Below are 16,305 nucleotides of genomic sequence, written 5' to 3'. Positions count from 1 at the left end.
CGACCGTCCCCACGGCCATCTGCGCGGCCAAGAAAACGCGGCAGAAGGGGTTTCGTCAAGTCGCGGCATGAAACGGAGACTCGCCCGGCCTTCAGCCGAGCACGGCTTCGAGTTCGGTGATATCGTTCAGAAGAACGTCGCAGGCCTCCTGAAGGGACTGGCGCGAACCCGTACCGGTGAGAACGGCGACCTTCAGCCCCGCTCCGGCGTTTCGGCCCATGTGAAGGTCGTGATTGTTGTCGCCGACCACCGCGACCTGAGAGGGCTCAAGTCCCGTCGCAGCGCAAAACCCAAGCACCATGCCCGGTTCCGGCTTGCAGCCATGGCCGCTGTCATAACCGGCCACGAAATCGATATAGGGACCGATGCCGAACCGGTCGATGGTGACCCGGATCGACTTTTCATTGTCACTGGAGGCGATGCCGAGTTTCAGGCCGCGGTCATGCAGCTTGGCGAACAGGGGGGCGAGTTCGGCAACGGGAACCGACTGTTCGGCGGCGCCGGCAAAAAGCGCATCGATCTGCGGCACCAGCGCCTCGGCGGCATAAGGCGATCCGGCAGCAGCAAGGCCCTCGGCGATTTCTCGCGTGTTGCCGGCGGCAAGCAGGCTGTCTGGAACGAGATGTCCGGTCGCCGGGTCCATACCGCAGGCCCAGAGCAGGCGATCGGCGAGTTCGGCATCTCCGCCGGCGGCCAGAAGCGCCACCGTGCGGTTGACCGGAGCCCAGCTCGCGTCGAAATCCAAGAGGGTGCCGTCCTTGTCGAACAGGATTCCCGCGATGCCGTTTGCTTCCGTCATATGTCCCCTCAATCGGCCGACCGTCAGCCCTGGCTTACGATGCGCGGTTCAAGCCGCGCCTGCACGGTCAGGGGGTTGATATAGGGCTCAAGCCCCTTCATCGTCGCGGTCAGCGCGCCGCGCATCTCCTGCATGCTCTCCATGCCGGCATCGATCATCTTGTGACGGGCAAGATCATTGGTCATCAGGAAATGGACCGCCTTGGCCAGCATCTCCGCATCGCGGACGATGCGGGCATTGCCGTTGCGCACGAGGCGCTGGTAGCTCTCGCGGAAATTGCCAACCTGCGGACCGGACAGCACGGCGCAGCCGAGCATCGCAGGTTCCAGCGGGTTCTGCCCGCCTTCCGCCGTCAAGGAGCGGCCGACGAAAGCGATCTCGGCAAGCCGGAGGTAAAGCCCCATCTCTCCGATGGTATCGCCGAGCAGGATATCGGTATCAGGCGTGATCGGGTCGTTGCGGGTGCGGCGCGCGACCTTCATGCCGCGCTCCACCATCATCGCCTCGATTTCATCGGAACGTTCCGGATGGCGCGGCACCACGACCGACAGCAGGCCCGTATGGGCCCTCAGCGCCCGATGCACCATGGTGGCGATCTTTTCCTCGCCCTCGAATGTCGAAATCGCAGCCCAGCTCTTGCGATTGCCGATCTGCTGCTTGTAGCGGTCCAGCACGACCGGGTCACAGGGCGGCGCATCGCTATCCACCTTGATGTTGCCCGATACGATGACCGGCCAGGCGCCGAGATCGCGGTAGCGCTCGGCATCGACGTCGGACTGTGCGATGACCAGCGAAAGCTTGCCGAGCAGGGCTTCCGCGATCGACTGATGCCGCTGCCAGCGCTCGAAGGAACGGTCTGAAATGCGGGCATTGACGAGGATCTGCGGGATATGCCGCTTGTGCAGTTCCATCAGCGTGGTCGGCCAGATTTCCGACTCGACCGAAAGCGCCACGTCAGGACGCCAGTAATCGAGGAAACGGCGCACCGCCGGCTTCACGTCGAGGGGAACATATTGGTGCAGGACCTCGTCCTTGAGGCGGAAGCGGGCGATCTCGGCGGAGGTCACGGTACCCGTGGTCAGCAAGACGTTGATGTCGCGCCGGCGCAGCTCCCGCATCAGCGGCACCACCGCGAGCGTTTCACCGACGCTTGCGGCATGCAGCCAGACCAGCGGCCCCTGCGGGCGATCGGCAGCGGGATAACCGAAACGTTCGAGGCGACGGGCGCGGTCCTCCTTGCCCTTGGCGGCGCGCAGGGCTAGCAGCGGTCCCGTCAGCGGATAAGCCGCGATGCCCGCCCAGCCGTAGGAGGCGATGGCAAGGGATGCCAATCCGTCACTCATCGCCATGGGCCGAAACCGTTCATGTTCGTCATCGATGCCATGTAGCCCTTTCAGGAGCCGGCGGTGCAAAAACTACGGAATGCGAGATAACTGAGTTAAAAACGTGACATTGGTGATTACCAAAAGCCGAGACAAGCCAGCAATCGCCTGTGGAAATCCCGCGTCAGCCCTTGGCAGCGGCCGTCTCACCGGGGGTGAGCAACCGGTGCATGTGGACGATGAAGTAACGCATGTGCGCGTTGTCGACCGTCTGCTGAGCCTTGGACTTCCAGGCAACGAGAGCGGATGCATAATCCGGGAAAATGCCAACGATATCAAGCTCGTTCAAATCACGAAACTGAACCTCTTCGAGGTTCGCCAATTCACCGCCGAAGACGAGGTGGAGAAGCTGTTTCTTATCGTTGGATTCCGTCATTTCCGGTCTCTTTCCATTCAAATTCGCCTCCCTCTTTCCTGTGATCGATTTTGCCGGAAAGGTCAACTGCGAGGCGCTGGTGACAAGTGGTTCAACAGGGTAGAAAGCTCGAAAAGAGTGGCGGCGCAAAGCTCTCCGTGGCTGACCTCCGGACGGTTGTAAAGAAGCGCCTCGCCCCTGAGGTCGGTGAGCCTGCCGCCGGCGTTGCGGAGAATGAGGTCGGCAGCGGCGAGATCCCAGTCGTGGGAATTGCGCTTGACCAGCGTCGCGTCGATCCGGCCGTCGGCGACCAACGCCAGACGATAGGCAAGCGAGGGAATGTGTTCTACGCGCTCGATGCGGGCCTGCATCCCGGCATCGAAGCCGGCAACGATATCCTGGGGCGTCGCTACCCGCAGCTTCCCGCCGGGACGGGCCGGCGCCACCTCGATCGGCCGGCCGTTCTTCGTGGAAACCGAGCCCTCCACCGATGCAAAGGTTTCCTCCAGTGCGGGCGCGACGAGCACGCCGGCGACGGGGCGTCCGTCATGCACCACCGCGACGCTGACGCACCATGTCTTGCGTCCGGCGATGAAGGCGCGCGTGCCGTCGATCGGATCGACGACAAACAGGGTCCGGCAGGAGAGGCGCGCCGGGTCGTCGTCGGTTTCCTCCGACAACCAGCCGTAACCGGGGCGCGCGGCGCGCAGCCGCTCCTCCAGGCATTTGTTGGCGGCATAGTCGGCGGCGCTCACCGGCGACTGGCCTTCATTCTTCCACCAGACCTCGGGCGACTGGCCGAAATAACCGAGCGCGATCTCGCCCGCTTCCCGCGCCGCCGCCGAAATCAGATCCAGATCGTCCTGCCAGTCGAAACCCTTGCGGGCCCCTTTGTCGGCGGTCATCTCTTTTTCTTTCGCCACTTGGCCTCTGCCTCTCAGCGTCCCGCAAGCGTCATGCCTTCAATGGCGATGGTCGGCGCCGCCACACCGAACTTACGGTCGATGTCGTTTGCGGCGGTGACGCGCATGAACATGTCCTTGAGGTTCGAGGCGATGGTAACCTCGGAAACCGGGAAGGCGAGCTCGCCATTCTCGATCCAGAAACCGGTTGCGCCACGGCTGTACTCACCGGTAATCATGTCGACGCCCTGCCCGATCAGCTCGGTCACGTAGAAACCCGTGCCGATATCGCGGATCAGATCCTCTGGCGAGATGTCGCCCGGCTCGAGCGCGAGATTGGTGGAAGACGGCGAAACGGATGTGCCACCCCTCACCCCGCGACCGTTGGTATGAAGACCTAGCTCGCGGGCTGCCGACGAGGAGAGGAACCAGTGCTTCAGCACGCCGTCCTCGATCATGGTGAGCGCCTTGCCGCTCACGCCCTCGCCGTCGAAGGGGCGGGACGACGAGCCGCGCACCTTCAGCGGATCGTCGGTGACGTTGAGCCCTGCCTTCAGCACCTGCTCGCCCATCCTGTCGCGCAGGAACGAGGTCTTGCGGGCAACGGCCGCGCCATTGATGGCACCCGCGATATGGCCGACGAAGCCGCGCGCCACGCGCGGATCGAAGACCACGGTCACATCCTTGCCCGTCGGGACCTGGCGCGGATTGAGCCGCTTGACGGTGCGCTCGCCGGCCCGGCGGCCGATGTCCTCGGCGCTGTCGAGATCGGCGAAGAAAAGACGGCTGTCATAATCGTGGTCACGCTCCATGCGCGTGCCTTCGCCGGCGATCACGCCGACCGAGCGGGAAAAGCGCGACGCGGCGTAGCTGCCGGAAAAACCGTGCGACGTGACAAGCACAAGACCGCCCATGCCGGCCGAAGCGCTGGCGCCGACCGAATTGCTGACGCCGTCGACCGCAAGGGCTGCCGTTTCCGCGGCAAGCGCCGCATCCGTCAGGGCCTCGCTCGAAACCTCGGTCGGATCGAAGAGGTCGAGGTCGGGATAGCTTTCGGCAATGTCCGCCCTGTCGGCGAGGCCGGCAAAGGGATCTTCCGGCGACACCCTCGCCATGGCGACGGCGCGCTCTGCCAACTGCTTCAGATCGAAGCCCGGATTGGCGGAAACGCTTGCCACCTGCCGGCCGATGAAGACGCGCAGGGAAAAGTCATCGCTTTCGGAGGAATCCGTCTGCTCGACCTTGCCGAGACGCACGCTCACTGACTTCGAACGGGAGCGCACCACCACGGCATCGGCACTGTCCGCACCCGCCTTCAAGGCGAGGTCGACAAGTTGCTCTGCACGTGAGAGAAGGCTGGCGGAATCAATTTGGCTGGACATGATTTGGCCTTTCATTCCCGCTCCATTTATTGTGCATTACCGTATGCATCAAGGGTCGGAACAGCGATTCCCGATCACGGCACGACAGACGAGAGGAGATCGCCGCATTGTCGACCGCACCGCAGGCGCTTTTCTCGGAAACCTTGCTGCTTCTGGGCGGCGCGGTGGTTGCCGCACCGCTGTTCCGCAAGCTCGGCCTCGGCACTGTGCTCGGCTATCTGGCGGCCGGCGTCGTCATCGGACCGACACTGCATCTCATCACGGATTCCGAACAGGTTCTCGGCGTCGCCGAACTCGGCGTCGTGTTCCTGCTGTTCGTCATCGGCCTTGAACTGAAACCCTCCCGGCTCTGGCACATGCGCCACGACATCTTCGGGCTCGGCACCGCGCAGGTTCTGCTGACCGGCCTCGTGCTGGCCGCCGCCGCCGTCTATACCGGCCTTGCCGAATGGCGCGGCGCGCTGGTTGCTGGCTTCGGGCTCGCATTGTCCTCAACCGCATTCGCGCTTCAGATCCTGAACGACCAGGGCGACATGAACAGCCGCTACGGCCAGAGGGCCTTTTCCGTCCTCCTGTTCCAGGATCTGGCGATCGTGCCACTGCTCGCCATGGTCTCCATTCTCGGCAGCAACCAGAGCGAAAGCGGCCAGGCGGCGCTGGCCGATCTCGCCTTCGCTCTCGTCGCGGTCATCGCGATGATTATGGCCGGCCGCTACCTGCTGACGCCGCTTTTCCAGATCATCGCCCGCACCGGCGCACGGGAAGTGATGATCGCCGCCGCACTTTTCGTCGTCATGGGATCGGCCCTCCTGATGCAGGCGAGCGGCCTCTCCATGGCCATGGGCGCATTCCTGTCCGGGGTGATGCTCGCGGAATCCTCCTATCGGCACGAGCTGGAAGCGGATATCGAGCCGTTTCGCGGTATTCTGCTCGCGCTGTTCTTCATGGCGGTCGGATTGTCGATGGAGCTTGGCGTCATCGTCGAGAACCTTGCCCTGATCGCCATCGCCGTCCCGATGCTTATGGTTCTGAAGGCCGCCGTCCTTTACCTCCTGTGCCGCACCGCCGGTTCGGACCGCGACGACGCGGTGCGCATCGCGCTGCTTTTGCCGCAGGGCGGTGAATTCGGCTTCGTGCTGTTCACCACGGCCGCCGCATCCGGCCTGCTCGACGGGGCGAAATCCTCCCTGCTCATTTCCATCGTCACCCTGTCCATGGCGCTCACCCCGCTTGCAACTCTTCTCGCCCGTCGGCTGGTGGGCGGCGAAACGCGGGAAGAGCTGGAGGAGGATTTCGAGGGCGCCGGCGCCGACGTGCTGATGATCGGCTTTTCGCGCTTCGGCCAGATCTCCGCGCAGATCCTGCTGGCAAGCGGCCGGGACGTGACGATCATCGACGATTCGGCCGACCGTATCCGGCAGGCGGCGTCCTTCGGGTTCCGCATCTATTTCGGCGACGGAACGCGGCTCGACGTGCTGCGGGCAGCCGGCATCGAGAAGGCCAAGATTATCGCCGTCTGCACCCAGAAGAAGGAAGTGACCGACAAGATCGTCGATCTCATCCGCTCGGAATATCCCGAGGCTCGCCTCTTCGTGCGCTCCTATGACCGTATCCATAGCCTGTCGCTGCGCGCCCGCGACGTGGAATACGAGCTTCGGGAAACGCTGGAATCCGGCCTTCTCTTCGGTCGCCGCGCCATCGAGGCTTTGGGCGCCAGCGAGGACGAAGCCTACCAGATCGGCGAGGACATCCGCCGCCGCGACGAGGAGCGGCTGAAACTGCAGGCCGCGGAAGGCATCCAGGCCGGACGGCACATGCTGCTCAACCGCCCGGTTCGCCCGGAACCGCTGGTCAAGCCGAAGCGGGTCGCCGCAGATGACTTTGCCGCCGAAAGCGGCCTTCCCTCGGCGCAGAGCCCTGCTCCCAGCACCGACTGAGCATCAGCGGCGCAAGAAATCCTCGATCCGCGCGTTCAACTCGCGCTTCAGCACGTCCTTCACGCCTTCCGTCGACTCGATAACCTGGCGGGCCTTGAGGAAATCGAGAACCCGGAAGGCATTGACGTTGGGGCGCAGGAAGATATCCGGCGAACCGAGCTTCAGCTTGAGGGCGATGTTGGACTGCATCATCAGTTGCGAGGCGCCGAACAGGCTGTCGATCCGGTTCGGCGACTGGCTCGCCTCGCCCTCCGGTCCGCCGACCACATCGACCCCGATGACGATGTCGGCCACCCCGTTCAGATGGTCATAGGGCACGGGATTGAAGATGCCTCCGTCGATCATCACCCGACCGCCAAGGTGAACCGGCATGAAGAGGGCCGGAAGGGCAGAAGACGCTGCGATCGCATCGAAGAGGCTTCCCTCTTCGCAGACGACCTCATGCTGGCCGTAATAATCGGTCGCGACGATCTTCAGGGGAATGCCGAGATCGGCAAAATCAGCGGGAATGGCATCCGGCAGAAAAGCTTCCAGAATGCGGTGCAAGTTGAACTGGCCGAGCCGGAAACCGCCGAGCGCATCGCGCATGGTCGCCGGGCCGAGGCTCCACAGACGGTTGGCGACGATCGAGCGCTTGCCGATGGTTTCCAGCACGTATTCGCGGATCTCCGCCCCCGTCATGCCGGAAGCCATGCCCGCCCCGATGATGGCGCCCATGGAGGAACCGGCGATGGCGGCAGGCCTCACACCGAGTTCATCCAGCGCCTCGATCACTGGAATATGGGCGAAACCTCGCGCTCCGCCCGCCCCGAGCGCCAGCCCGACCGTCGGCATTGCGCCGGACCTCCCGTCAATCGTGGAGATGGTCAGGGCGCCTGTGTCGTTCATGGGGAGCAGCTTTCGTCGAACCGAAGATCAGGACGGCCTATACGAGAAGAAGTACATTTTCGTGTCGCCGAAGGTGCGTTCCTCCAGAAAGACGAACGCCGGACCGACAGAAACAGTAACGTCGGCACGCTCTTCCAGAATGGCCAAAGCATCCGGCGCCAGCCAGCCGCCCCTGTGGGCCGCCTCGAAGGCCTTTTCGCCAAGCCCCTGGCCATAGGGCGGGTCGGCAAAGAGAAGATCGAACGGCTCGATGTTCGACGCCGGACCGAGCTGCGTGGCATCCCGGCGGAGGATCTTGGCGCGGCCATGCAGACCGAGCGCATCGATATTCTCCCACAGCAGGCTGCGGCCCTCGACGCTGTTTTCGACAAAGAGCGCCGCGCGACAGCCGCGCGACAGCGCCTCAATGCCGACCGCACCGGTGCCGGCGAAAAGGTCGAGCACGCGGGTGCCGTCAAGGGAACCCGGATGGGCATGGGAGAGAATGTTGAACAGGCTCTCGCGCGTCCGGTCGATGGTCGGCCGGATGGCATTGGTCTTCGGAGCGGCCAGGGAACGGCCGCGGAACTCACCGCCGACGACCCGCACCGCCCGTTACCTCTTGCCCCTGGCGGGACCGCGCCCGCCGGAAGGCTTGCCCCCGGAGGGTCTGCCGCCAAAACTCTTGCCGCCGGGACTTTTCCCGCCGGGTCCCTTGCCGCCAGGGCGATCGCCGCGCGGCTTGCCTGAGAAGCCTCCGGGGCCAGCAGCCCTGTCGGCGCTTCTCGCTCCTGCCTTGGCGCCAAAGGGCTTTGCGCCCTTCGGCTTGCCGCCGAACGGGCGGTCGCCGGCGGGTCGGCTGTCGGCGCTGCGCGGCTTGTCGCCGAAAGGCCTTTCGCCTCTCGGGCGATCGTCACGGGGCCGATCGTCACGGGGGCGATCTTCGCGCGGCCTGTCAAAACGGGGACGGTCGCCATAGGCACGGGCGTCGGCACGGGCCGGACGCTCGGAACGTTCACCTCTCGCCGGACGGTCTCCGCCGCGCTTGGCTCCAAAGCCCTCGCCACGGTCCTTCGACGAACGATCCGGCCCCTCGGCGCGAATCCATTCGCCCTCTTCATCACGGGCGCGGCTGATCTGCACACGCGGGCCGGCCTCGCGGCGGGCGAAATCCGAACTGCCCTTCCGGTCCGGGTCGAAACGGGTCAGCGCCTTGGTCGGCTTGCCGTCCTTGTCGCGTCCGTAGCGCTTGCTGGCGGGCGCGCCTTCGCGGCGGGTATGCGGCTGCCTTTCGGCGCCTGCGCCTTCCACGGCCTTCTTCTCGGCAACCGGACGGGCACCGGGCGCCATCCAGACATTGGTCGTGCGCGACTTGGCCGCCGGAGGCCGCTTGGGCCGTTCGGCTCCACGGCCCTCGTCACGTTCCGGGCGGTCGCCGAAACCGCGCTTGCCGCCATCGCGCCTGCCCTGGGGCTTGCCGCGCGCTTCGTCGCGGCGGGTATCCAGGCGATCGAGCGCCCGCTCGCGACGGTCCTCACGACGTCCCTCACCGCGCGGGCTTTCCTCGCGGGCCCAATCGGACTTCTGCGCCTTCTGCCGGGCGGGCGCCTCGTCTTCTTCCGAAGAACCGTGTTCATAGACCGGCGCGTCGAAATTCGCCTTGGCGTCCTCGATCAGTCGCGGCCCGAGCTGATCGCGCAGCATGCGGCCGCGAACCTCGACGACCTTGCCTTCCGGCAGGTCACCAAGCTGGAAGGGACCGTAGGAGATGCGGATCAGGCGGTTCACGTCGAGACCGAGCGCGCCGAGCACGTTCTTGATCTCGCGGTTCTTGCCTTCGCGCAGGCCCATGGTGATCCACTGATTGTGGCCCTGGGTGCGGTCGAGCGTCGCGTCGATCGAACCATAGAGCACGCCGTCGACGGCGATGCCTTCCTTGAGCTTGTCGAGCGCCGCCTGATCGATCTCGCCATGGGCACGTACGCGGTAGCGGCGCAGCCAGCCGGTGGTCGGCAGTTCGAGCACCCGCGCCAGGCCGCCATCATTGGTCAGAAGCAGCAGGCCCTCGGTATTGATGTCGAGACGACCGATGGACATCACGCGCGGCAGGTCTTCCGGCAGGTTGTCGAACACCGTCGGACGCCCTTCGGGGTCGGAATTGGTGGTCACCAGTCCGGCCGGCTTGTGATAGAGCCAGAGCCGCGTGCGTTCGATGCCGCGGATTGCCTCGCCATCGACCTCGATCCTGTCGGAAAGCGTGGCGTTGACGACCGGGGTGTCGAGCACCTTGCCGTTCAGGCTCACGCGGCCTTCCATAATCATGCGCTCGACATCGCGGCGCGAGGCCACGCCGGCGCGGGCGAGCAGTTTGGAGATGCGTTCCGGCTTCATCGCCTCGTCGGCGGAAGGCTGGGCCGCGCCCTTTGCTGCCTTCGGTTCCGGCTTCCTGTCGGCACCTGCCGATTTGCGAGTGAGCGGTTTACCGCTGCGATCGGAGGGCTTGCCCGCCGGTCGCTTGGACTTGTCTTTGATTGTCATTTGCTGTTTGCCTGTCGTTTGGGCTGTCGTATCAGGTCACGCGGTCTTGGTTAAGAGGAAAGTTGCGCGATGACGAAGACAAACGGCTTCATGGAGGCAGCCCTTCTGGAAGCACGGGCCGCCGCAGGCCGCGGCGAGGTGCCGATCGGCGCCGTCCTCGTTCATGACGGCGTGATCGTCGCGCGCGCGGGCAACGAGACGCGCGGCCTTCGCGATGTCACGGCCCATGCCGAAATCCTCGCCATCCGGCGCGCGGCGGAAGCAATCGGCGACGAGCGGCTGTCCGGCGCCGATCTCTATGTCACGCTGGAACCCTGTACGATGTGCGCCGCGGCGATCTCCTTTGCGCGCATCCGCCGTCTCTATTACGGCGCCGAGGACCCGAAAGGGGGCGGCGTCGACAACGGCGTGCGGTTTTACCGGCAACCGACCTGCCATCATGTTCCAGAAGTCTATTCCGGCATCGGGGAGGCGGAATCGGCGGAGATCCTGCGCGAGTTCTTCCGGGAAAGGCGAGAGTGCGATTGACACCGCGCCTTCGGTTCACAGCTGCGACTCCGCCGGGTCGAGAGACTTCGCGCCGACAGCCGATCTCAGGCGTTTCCGGCGAAAAACCCGGTCGCTTTCAGTGCTCTATCCCTTTGTTTTCATGCAATTGTGGACGTAGAACCGGTTCCCACTCCTGCTGGAAACGCTCCAGTTCCTGACCATCGAAGACTACGCGGTTCCGCCAGCCGGACTTGGCGCGATAAAGATGCTCGTCGGCCTGCCTGAAAATATCGGCGGGCTCGAAACGGTCGCGCAGGCTTGCAACGCCGATGCTGACGCTGAGGGGAACCGGCTCACCACCGGCCAGAAAATCGGCGGTCACCACCGCGTGGCGGATACCGTCGGCGATGGCGACTGCCCGTGTGCGCGTCGTGGCCGGCAGAAACATCAGAAATTCCTCGCCGCCGATCCGCCCCCACATGTCCTTTTCATCGAGGCTTGCGGCAATCGCATCCGCAATGCGGCGCAAGGCCTCGTCGCCCACGAGATGGCCGAAGCTATCGTTGATCCGCTTGAAGTGATCCGCGTCCGCGACCAAAAGGGCCGCCGGGCCCTCATGGGACGGCGCGATTTCGGCAAGCTCGGCGAAAAGGGCACCCCGGTTGAGGCCACCGGTCAGGGGGTCGCGACGGGCTCTCGCACGAAGGTCCTCGTGGATATGCCTGAGTTCGGCATGCATGTCTTCCAGTTCGACATGCATGCGGGCGATCTCGTCCCGCTGATTGCCGATGACCTCGCTCTGATGAAATTGCCAGGCGCTTGCCGGCCCGGCAATCACCAGAGGGCAGAAAACGCTCATCCAGAAACCCGGGCCATCGGGCTGGCCACCCAGAAGGGGCACGAGCAGAAGGCAGATGGAGACCGAGACCACAACGGAGGCACCGGTCGCAATTGCCGCCTTGATCGTCGTTTTCCTGCTCACCCGAAACATGCCTCACCTTATGCGAGGCGCAGGTTAACGTTACGTGATGCTGTTATCGCAAAAAACACCACACGCCACGACTGGCGCACGGGAAGCATGCTGCAGCGGCAGGATCAGCCGGCCGCGAACTCCTTGAGCTTGTCGCCGGCGAGGCGGTAGCGGATCCATTCCGTCTGGGGCTCCGCGCCGATCGCGTCATAGGCGCGGATCGCCGGCTCGTTCCAGTCGAGAACGCTCCATTCAAAACGGCCGCATCCCTTTTCGACGGCGATCCTCGCCAGATGACGCAGCAGCATCCTGCCGGCACCGAAACGGCGATAGTCCGGCGTGATGTAGAGGTCTTCGAGATAGAGGCCATTCCTGGCCTGCCAGGTGGAATAATTGAAGAACCAGATGGCAGAACCGATCGGCTGGCCGTCCGCCTCGATGATCGCCGCCCCCGTGACCGAATCCGGCCCGAACAGCGATTCCCTCAGACTTTCCTCGGTCGCCTCCACCTCATGGCCGGCGTTTTCATAGACGGCAAGCTCGGTGATGAAACGCAGGATGACGCCCGCGTCATCGGGACCGGCATCGCGAATGGTGAAGTTCATCGGGCAAATCCCTCAACGGCAAGACGTGGAAAGGGCAGGTCGTTTCCGGCCTGCCCCAAGGAATGAAACTGTCTATCCTGACCCAGGATTATTGGAACGGCATCCACCAGGACGAGCTCTGGCTCGCGGCCTTCGCTTCCTTCTTGCGGCGCTTTTCCTTCTTGGATTCCGGTTCGCCGAGATCGTTCAGCGCAGCCTCGTCGGCCTGGCGGTATTCCGTCGGCGGATCGGACAGGTAGCGGCGCTGATCGAGATAGGCGCCCTTCTGCTGCTTGCGGGCTTCGCGGAACGCTTCCCACTTCTGGGTTTCGGTCATCGTGCCGGCGGTGCCATAGCCGGCGAGCAGCGGCGAACGATAGCGCGGATTGTTGGCGTTGGCGTCGGCTTCGGCGACCAGACGGGCGCGCGCCTCTTCCGGCGTTTCCAGCCATTCCGGGTTCGCCTTGCTGGCGAGCGACTGCTGCGGAGCGACCAGCGTGTTCTTGGCGCTCTGCGGCGGCATCACCAGCGCCGGACGGGGATTGTACTTCGTGCCCGCATTCTTGGTGGGGTTGGAACCGATCGAAACCGCCGAACCGACGTCATCGACAAGCTGTTCCATCGCCGTCTTGTCGGTGCCGTAGGTCGGGCTGCCGACGCAACCGGTCAATGCGGAACATGCGAGCAGGAGGCCGGCCATTCCGACACCAACTCTGAACAGATCTGCCGATTTCATGAATGCCTTCGAGCCTCGCCGCTGATGATGCTTGTGCCGATATCCTATCACCCCGCGTGATGGAAAATTTCGGCCATTTTCAGGCACATTTACCGGATGACGGGCGAAAGCGCAAATCATCCGGTAACATTTCGTTAATGGCGCGCAGCCAGTTCGCGCAGCGCGGCCGCGTCGCGGGCGGAAACATCCGGATAGTCCGGATCGGAACCGACATCGGGCGTGATCTTCCACGAGCGGGCGCATTTACGTCCCTCGGCAAGCTTCGGCTCAACCGAAACCCTGGCGACGTCGCCCAGACGGAAGGCATCCGCCGGACCCTCGTCGGCCACAACGGAGATCGCCGAGGTGATGCAGATTTCAGCGAAATCCTGGCCTTCCAGCGCCTTGAACAGGTCGGCATCGCCGACATGGACGACGGGGGTTGCTTCCAGCGAGGAGCCGATGCGCTTTTCGCGACGCTCGATTTCGAGAGCGCCGGTGACGACCGTGCGGACCTTGCGGATCTTTTCCCACTTTTCATCGAGAGCCGGGTTCAGCCATTCGGCCGGAACGGCCGGGAACTGTTCCAGATGCACCGAGACGGCCGCCGGATTACGCGACAGCCATGCCTCTTCCATGGTGAAGGGCAGCATGGGCGCGAGCCAGGTGACAAGGCAATCGAACAGCTTGCGGATCACGGCGAGCGCCGAGCGGCGCTTCAGGCTCGACGGCGCATCGCAGTAGAGCGCATCCTTGCGGACATCGAAATAGAAGGCCGAAAGCTCGACGTTGGAGAAGTCGATCAGCGCGCGGGTGATCCTCTTGAAATCGAAGGCGTCGTAGCCTTCGCGCACGACCTTGTCGAGTTCCGCCAGACGGTGCAGCATCAACCGCTCCAGTTCCGGCATGTCGGCAAGGGCGATTTCCTCGCCGGTGTCGTGGGCCAGCGTGCCGAGCATCCAGCGGACCGTGTTGCGCAGCTTGCGGTAAGCGTCGATATTGGTCTGGATGATGGTCTTGCCGAGGCGCTGGTCTTCCCAGTAGTCGGTGGTCATGACCCAGAGGCGCAGGATATCCGCGCCGGATTCCTTCATGACATCCTGCGGGACCACGGTGTTGCCGAGAGACTTCGACATCTTGCGGCCCTGCTCGTCCATGGTGAAGCCATGGGTGACGACGGCGTTATAGGGCGCGCGGCCACGGGTGGCGCAGCTTTCGAGCAGCGACGAATGGAACCAGCCGCGATGCTGGTCGGAGCCTTCGAGATAGACATCGGCCGGCCATTTCAGGTCGGGGCGGTCTTCTAGCACGAAGGAATGGGTGGAACCCGAGTCGAACCACACGTCGAGAATGTCGCGGACCTGCGTCCAGCCTTCGTTGGCACGGGTGCCGAGGAAGCGCTCGCGGGCGCCTTCGGCGAACCACGCATCGGCGCCTTCGGCCTCGAAGGCTTCGAGAATGCGGGCGTTGACGGCATCGTCCTGCAGCACCTCGCCGTTTTCATCGACGAAAACGGCAATCGGCACGCCCCAGGCGCGCTGACGGGACAGAACCCAGTCCGGGCGCGTCTCGATCATGGCGCGCAGGCGGTTCTGACCGGCAGCCGGCACGAAGCGGGTCTCGTCGATCGCTTTCAGCGCGCGGGTGCGCAGCGTCGTCGCATCGCCGAGGTCCTTGTCCATGTAGACGAACCACTGCGGCGTGTTGCGGAAGATGACCGGCTTCTTGGAACGCCAGGAATGCGGATAGGAGTGCTTCAGGCGGCCACGAGCAAAGAGCTTGTCGGCGGCGATCAGCGCCTTGATGACGCGCTCATTGGCATCGCCCTTCTTGCCGTTGTCATCCATGACGCGGGCGCCCTCGAAGCCGGGGGCATCGGCGGTGTAGAAGCCGGCATCGTCGACCGGGAACGGGATTTTTGACGAGATACCGCGCGCTTCGAGATCGCGGGCGTGATGCATCCAGGCGTCAAAGTCCTCGCGGCCATGGCTCGGCGCGGTGTGCACGAAACCGGTGCCCGCGTCGTCGGTGACGTGATCGCCATCGAGGAGCGGAACCGGGAAATCGTAACCGAGGGAAGCGAGCGGGTGGGCGCACTCAATTCCCTCAAGCTGCGACGGTTCCACGCCGGTGAGGAACTTCAGTGTTACCTTGGCTTTTGCAGCAGCTTCATCAGCAAGGCGGGTAGCAAAAATGAGCTTCTCACCCGGCTGCGGACCAAAGTCGTTTACAGCGCTCTCTACCTCATAAAGACCATAAGGGAAGCGCGACGAGAATGAAATGGCGCGATTACCGGGAATGGTCCACGGAGTCGTCGTCCAGATGACCACATAGATCTGATGCTCGGAAGGAATATCACCTTCGACCGCATTTAGCGCAATGACACCATCATCATTGCCGCTCGCGTCTCTATGGAAGGTATGGCTCTTCACCGGGAACTTCACCCAGATCGTGTCGCTTTCGACGTCGGCATATTCGACTTCGGCTTCCGCCAACGCCGTGCGCTCGACTACAGACCACATGACCGGCTTGGAGCCGCGGTAGAGCTGGCCGCTCTTGGCGATCTTCAGGAGTTCGCCGGCGATGCGGGCTTCGGCATGGAAATTCATGGTGGTGTAGGGGTTATCGAAGTCGCCCTCGATGCCGAGGCGCTTGAACTCGTCCGCCTGCACCTTGATCCACTGGCTGGCGAAGTCGCGGCATTCCTTGCGGAACTCATTGACCGGAACCTCGTCCTTGTTCTTGCCCTTCTCGCGATACTTTTCCTCGATCTTCCATTCGATCGGAAGGCCGTGGCAGTCCCAGCCCGGAACGTAGTTGGCGTCGAAGCCGCGCATCTGGAAGGAGCGGGTGATGACGTCCTTCAGGATCTTGTTCAGCGCGTGGCCGATGTGGATGTTGCCGTTGGCATAGGGCGGGCCGTCATGCAGTACGAATTTTTCGCGGCCGGCGGCGGAGGCGCGAAGCTTCTTGTAGAGACCCATCTCCTGCCAGCGCTTGACCATTTCCGGCTCCTTCTGCGGCAAGCCGGCGCGCATCGGGAAATCGGTCTGGGGCAGATAGAGGGTGGAGGAATAGTCAACTTTTTCAGCGGTATCGGTCATGATCTTGCCATCGAAGGCGCCCGGAACGGGTCGCGAATAATCTCTTGGAATTCAAGGTGGCGGAAGCGCTCGCGAGGGAAGCGCCAAAAACCCGGACCCTTCGGCTCCCTCAAAGAGCGCGAAAGGCCGGGCCAATAATTCGAAGGGACTTGGTCAGCCGAACCCTGGTCATGGTGGCGGTTCTTTAAGCGGTTTTGCCGTGAAAAGGAAGAGGCGCGCTGTAAGTTTGTGACTGAGGAAAGCCGTGCTCTGCGCCGTGGCCGGCAAAGCTCGTACCCATG

General features: G+C 63.8%; 14 protein-coding genes. 2 read left to right on the top strand and 12 right to left on the bottom strand.

Going from position 1 to position 16,305, the window contains the following annotated elements:
* Positions 1-91: 91 nt before the first annotated feature.
* The 5 genes from ACLBKR_RS02555 to ACLBKR_RS02535 form a co-directional block, all read right to left on the bottom strand.
* A complete protein-coding gene (locus ACLBKR_RS02555; protein WP_414900531.1) occupies positions 92-799 on the bottom strand; it encodes an HAD family hydrolase in 708 nt (235 codons plus the stop codon).
* 23 nt (positions 800-822) lie between these two features.
* On the bottom strand, positions 823-2,142 hold the full coding sequence (waaA, locus tag ACLBKR_RS02550) for a lipid IV(A) 3-deoxy-D-manno-octulosonic acid transferase (RefSeq protein WP_112830976.1): 1,320 nt from the start codon (positions 2,140-2,142) through the stop codon (positions 823-825).
* 163 nt (positions 2,143-2,305) lie between these two features.
* Positions 2,306-2,557 (bottom strand): DUF4170 domain-containing protein, encoded by a 252-nt coding sequence (locus tag ACLBKR_RS02545; protein ID WP_112830940.1) that lies wholly within the window; start codon positions 2,555-2,557, stop codon positions 2,306-2,308.
* Positions 2,558-2,619: 62 nt separating this feature from the next.
* On the bottom strand, positions 2,620-3,441 hold the full coding sequence (locus ACLBKR_RS02540) for a 3'(2'),5'-bisphosphate nucleotidase CysQ (RefSeq protein WP_113425931.1): 822 nt from the start codon (positions 3,439-3,441) through the stop codon (positions 2,620-2,622).
* A 32-nt stretch (positions 3,442-3,473) separates the two neighbouring features.
* Positions 3,474-4,820 (bottom strand): TldD/PmbA family protein, encoded by a 1,347-nt coding sequence (locus tag ACLBKR_RS02535; protein ID WP_113425955.1) that lies wholly within the window; start codon positions 4,818-4,820, stop codon positions 3,474-3,476.
* Between the two features lie 107 nt (positions 4,821-4,927).
* On the opposite strand from ACLBKR_RS02535, the gene ACLBKR_RS02530 reads away from it, so the two are divergent.
* A complete protein-coding gene (locus ACLBKR_RS02530; RefSeq protein WP_113339455.1) occupies positions 4,928-6,757 on the top strand; it encodes a monovalent cation:proton antiporter-2 (CPA2) family protein in 1,830 nt (609 codons plus the stop codon).
* A gap of 3 nt (positions 6,758-6,760) precedes the next feature.
* Here ACLBKR_RS02530 and ACLBKR_RS02525 read toward each other — a convergent pair whose 3' ends face one another.
* The 3 genes from ACLBKR_RS02525 to ACLBKR_RS02515 are packed head-to-tail and all read right to left on the bottom strand — an operon-like array spanning position 6,761 to position 10,162.
* Positions 6,761-7,645 carry a patatin-like phospholipase family protein gene (locus ACLBKR_RS02525; RefSeq protein ID WP_113447939.1) on the bottom strand — a complete coding sequence of 295 codons (885 nt, stop codon included), beginning with the start codon at positions 7,643-7,645 and terminating at the stop codon, positions 6,761-6,763.
* Between the two features lie 27 nt (positions 7,646-7,672).
* On the bottom strand, positions 7,673-8,233 hold the full coding sequence (gene rsmD / locus ACLBKR_RS02520; RefSeq protein ID WP_112830936.1) for a 16S rRNA (guanine(966)-N(2))-methyltransferase RsmD: 561 nt from the start codon (positions 8,231-8,233) through the stop codon (positions 7,673-7,675).
* Between the two features lie 6 nt (positions 8,234-8,239).
* Complete coding sequence (locus tag ACLBKR_RS02515; protein ID WP_113447940.1) at positions 8,240-10,162, bottom strand: pseudouridine synthase; 1,923 nt, start codon at positions 10,160-10,162, stop codon at positions 8,240-8,242.
* A gap of 69 nt (positions 10,163-10,231) precedes the next feature.
* Between ACLBKR_RS02515 and ACLBKR_RS02510 the strand changes: the two genes are divergently transcribed.
* Positions 10,232-10,690, top strand: coding sequence for a nucleoside deaminase (locus ACLBKR_RS02510; protein WP_113447941.1), 459 nt, complete (start codon positions 10,232-10,234; stop codon positions 10,688-10,690).
* Between the two features lie 97 nt (positions 10,691-10,787).
* Here the strand turns inward: ACLBKR_RS02510 and ACLBKR_RS02505 are convergent, their stop codons facing one another.
* The 4 genes from ACLBKR_RS02505 to ileS all read right to left on the bottom strand — a co-directional run bounded on the left by ACLBKR_RS02505 (position 10,788) and on the right by ileS (position 16,024).
* Positions 10,788-11,633 (bottom strand): GGDEF domain-containing protein, encoded by an 846-nt coding sequence (locus ACLBKR_RS02505; protein ID WP_414900525.1) that lies wholly within the window; start codon positions 11,631-11,633, stop codon positions 10,788-10,790.
* Positions 11,634-11,746: 113 nt separating this feature from the next.
* Positions 11,747-12,226: a GNAT family N-acetyltransferase gene (locus ACLBKR_RS02500; RefSeq protein WP_113447943.1), complete on the bottom strand. Its 480-nt coding sequence runs from the start codon at positions 12,224-12,226 to the stop codon at positions 11,747-11,749.
* An 88-nt stretch (positions 12,227-12,314) separates the two neighbouring features.
* Positions 12,315-12,941 (bottom strand): hypothetical protein, encoded by a 627-nt coding sequence (locus ACLBKR_RS02495; RefSeq protein ID WP_112830931.1) that lies wholly within the window; start codon positions 12,939-12,941, stop codon positions 12,315-12,317.
* 134 nt (positions 12,942-13,075) lie between these two features.
* Positions 13,076-16,024 (bottom strand): isoleucine--tRNA ligase, encoded by a 2,949-nt coding sequence (gene ileS, locus ACLBKR_RS02490; RefSeq protein ID WP_414900523.1) that lies wholly within the window; start codon positions 16,022-16,024, stop codon positions 13,076-13,078.
* Positions 16,025-16,305 lie beyond the last annotated feature (281 nt).

This window comes from Paenirhizobium cremeum (genome assembly GCF_047553425.1).
GTDB lineage: Bacteria > Pseudomonadota > Alphaproteobacteria > Rhizobiales > Rhizobiaceae > Allorhizobium > Allorhizobium cremeum.
This window is presented reverse-complemented; position numbering and strand designations above follow the sequence as displayed.

Bases quoted from the DNA above. Each gene is read 5' to 3' on its own strand.
- ACLBKR_RS02555 (WP_414900531.1), bottom strand. From the start codon at position 799: ATGACGGAAGCAAACGGCATCGCGGGAATCCTGTTCGACAAGGACGGC.
- ACLBKR_RS02540 (WP_113425931.1), bottom strand. From the start codon at position 3,441: ATGACCGCCGACAAAGGGGCCCGCAAGGGTTTCGACTGGCAGGACGAT.
- ACLBKR_RS02545 (WP_112830940.1), bottom strand. From the start codon at position 2,557: ATGACGGAATCCAACGATAAGAAACAGCTTCTCCACCTCGTCTTCGGC.
- ileS (WP_414900523.1), bottom strand. From the start codon at position 16,024: ATGACCGATACCGCTGAAAAAGTTGACTATTCCTCCACCCTCTATCTG.
- ACLBKR_RS02500 (WP_113447943.1), bottom strand. From the start codon at position 12,226: ATGAACTTCACCATTCGCGATGCCGGTCCCGATGACGCGGGCGTCATC.
- ACLBKR_RS02495 (WP_112830931.1), bottom strand. From the start codon at position 12,941: ATGAAATCGGCAGATCTGTTCAGAGTTGGTGTCGGAATGGCCGGCCTC.
- ACLBKR_RS02525 (WP_113447939.1), bottom strand. From the start codon at position 7,645: ATGAACGACACAGGCGCCCTGACCATCTCCACGATTGACGGGAGGTCC.
- ACLBKR_RS02510 (WP_113447941.1), top strand. From the start codon at position 10,232: ATGACGAAGACAAACGGCTTCATGGAGGCAGCCCTTCTGGAAGCACGG.
- ACLBKR_RS02515 (WP_113447940.1), bottom strand. From the start codon at position 10,162: ATGACAATCAAAGACAAGTCCAAGCGACCGGCGGGCAAGCCCTCCGAT.
- ACLBKR_RS02535 (WP_113425955.1), bottom strand. From the start codon at position 4,820: ATGTCCAGCCAAATTGATTCCGCCAGCCTTCTCTCACGTGCAGAGCAA.
- waaA (WP_112830976.1), bottom strand. From the start codon at position 2,142: ATGAGTGACGGATTGGCATCCCTTGCCATCGCCTCCTACGGCTGGGCG.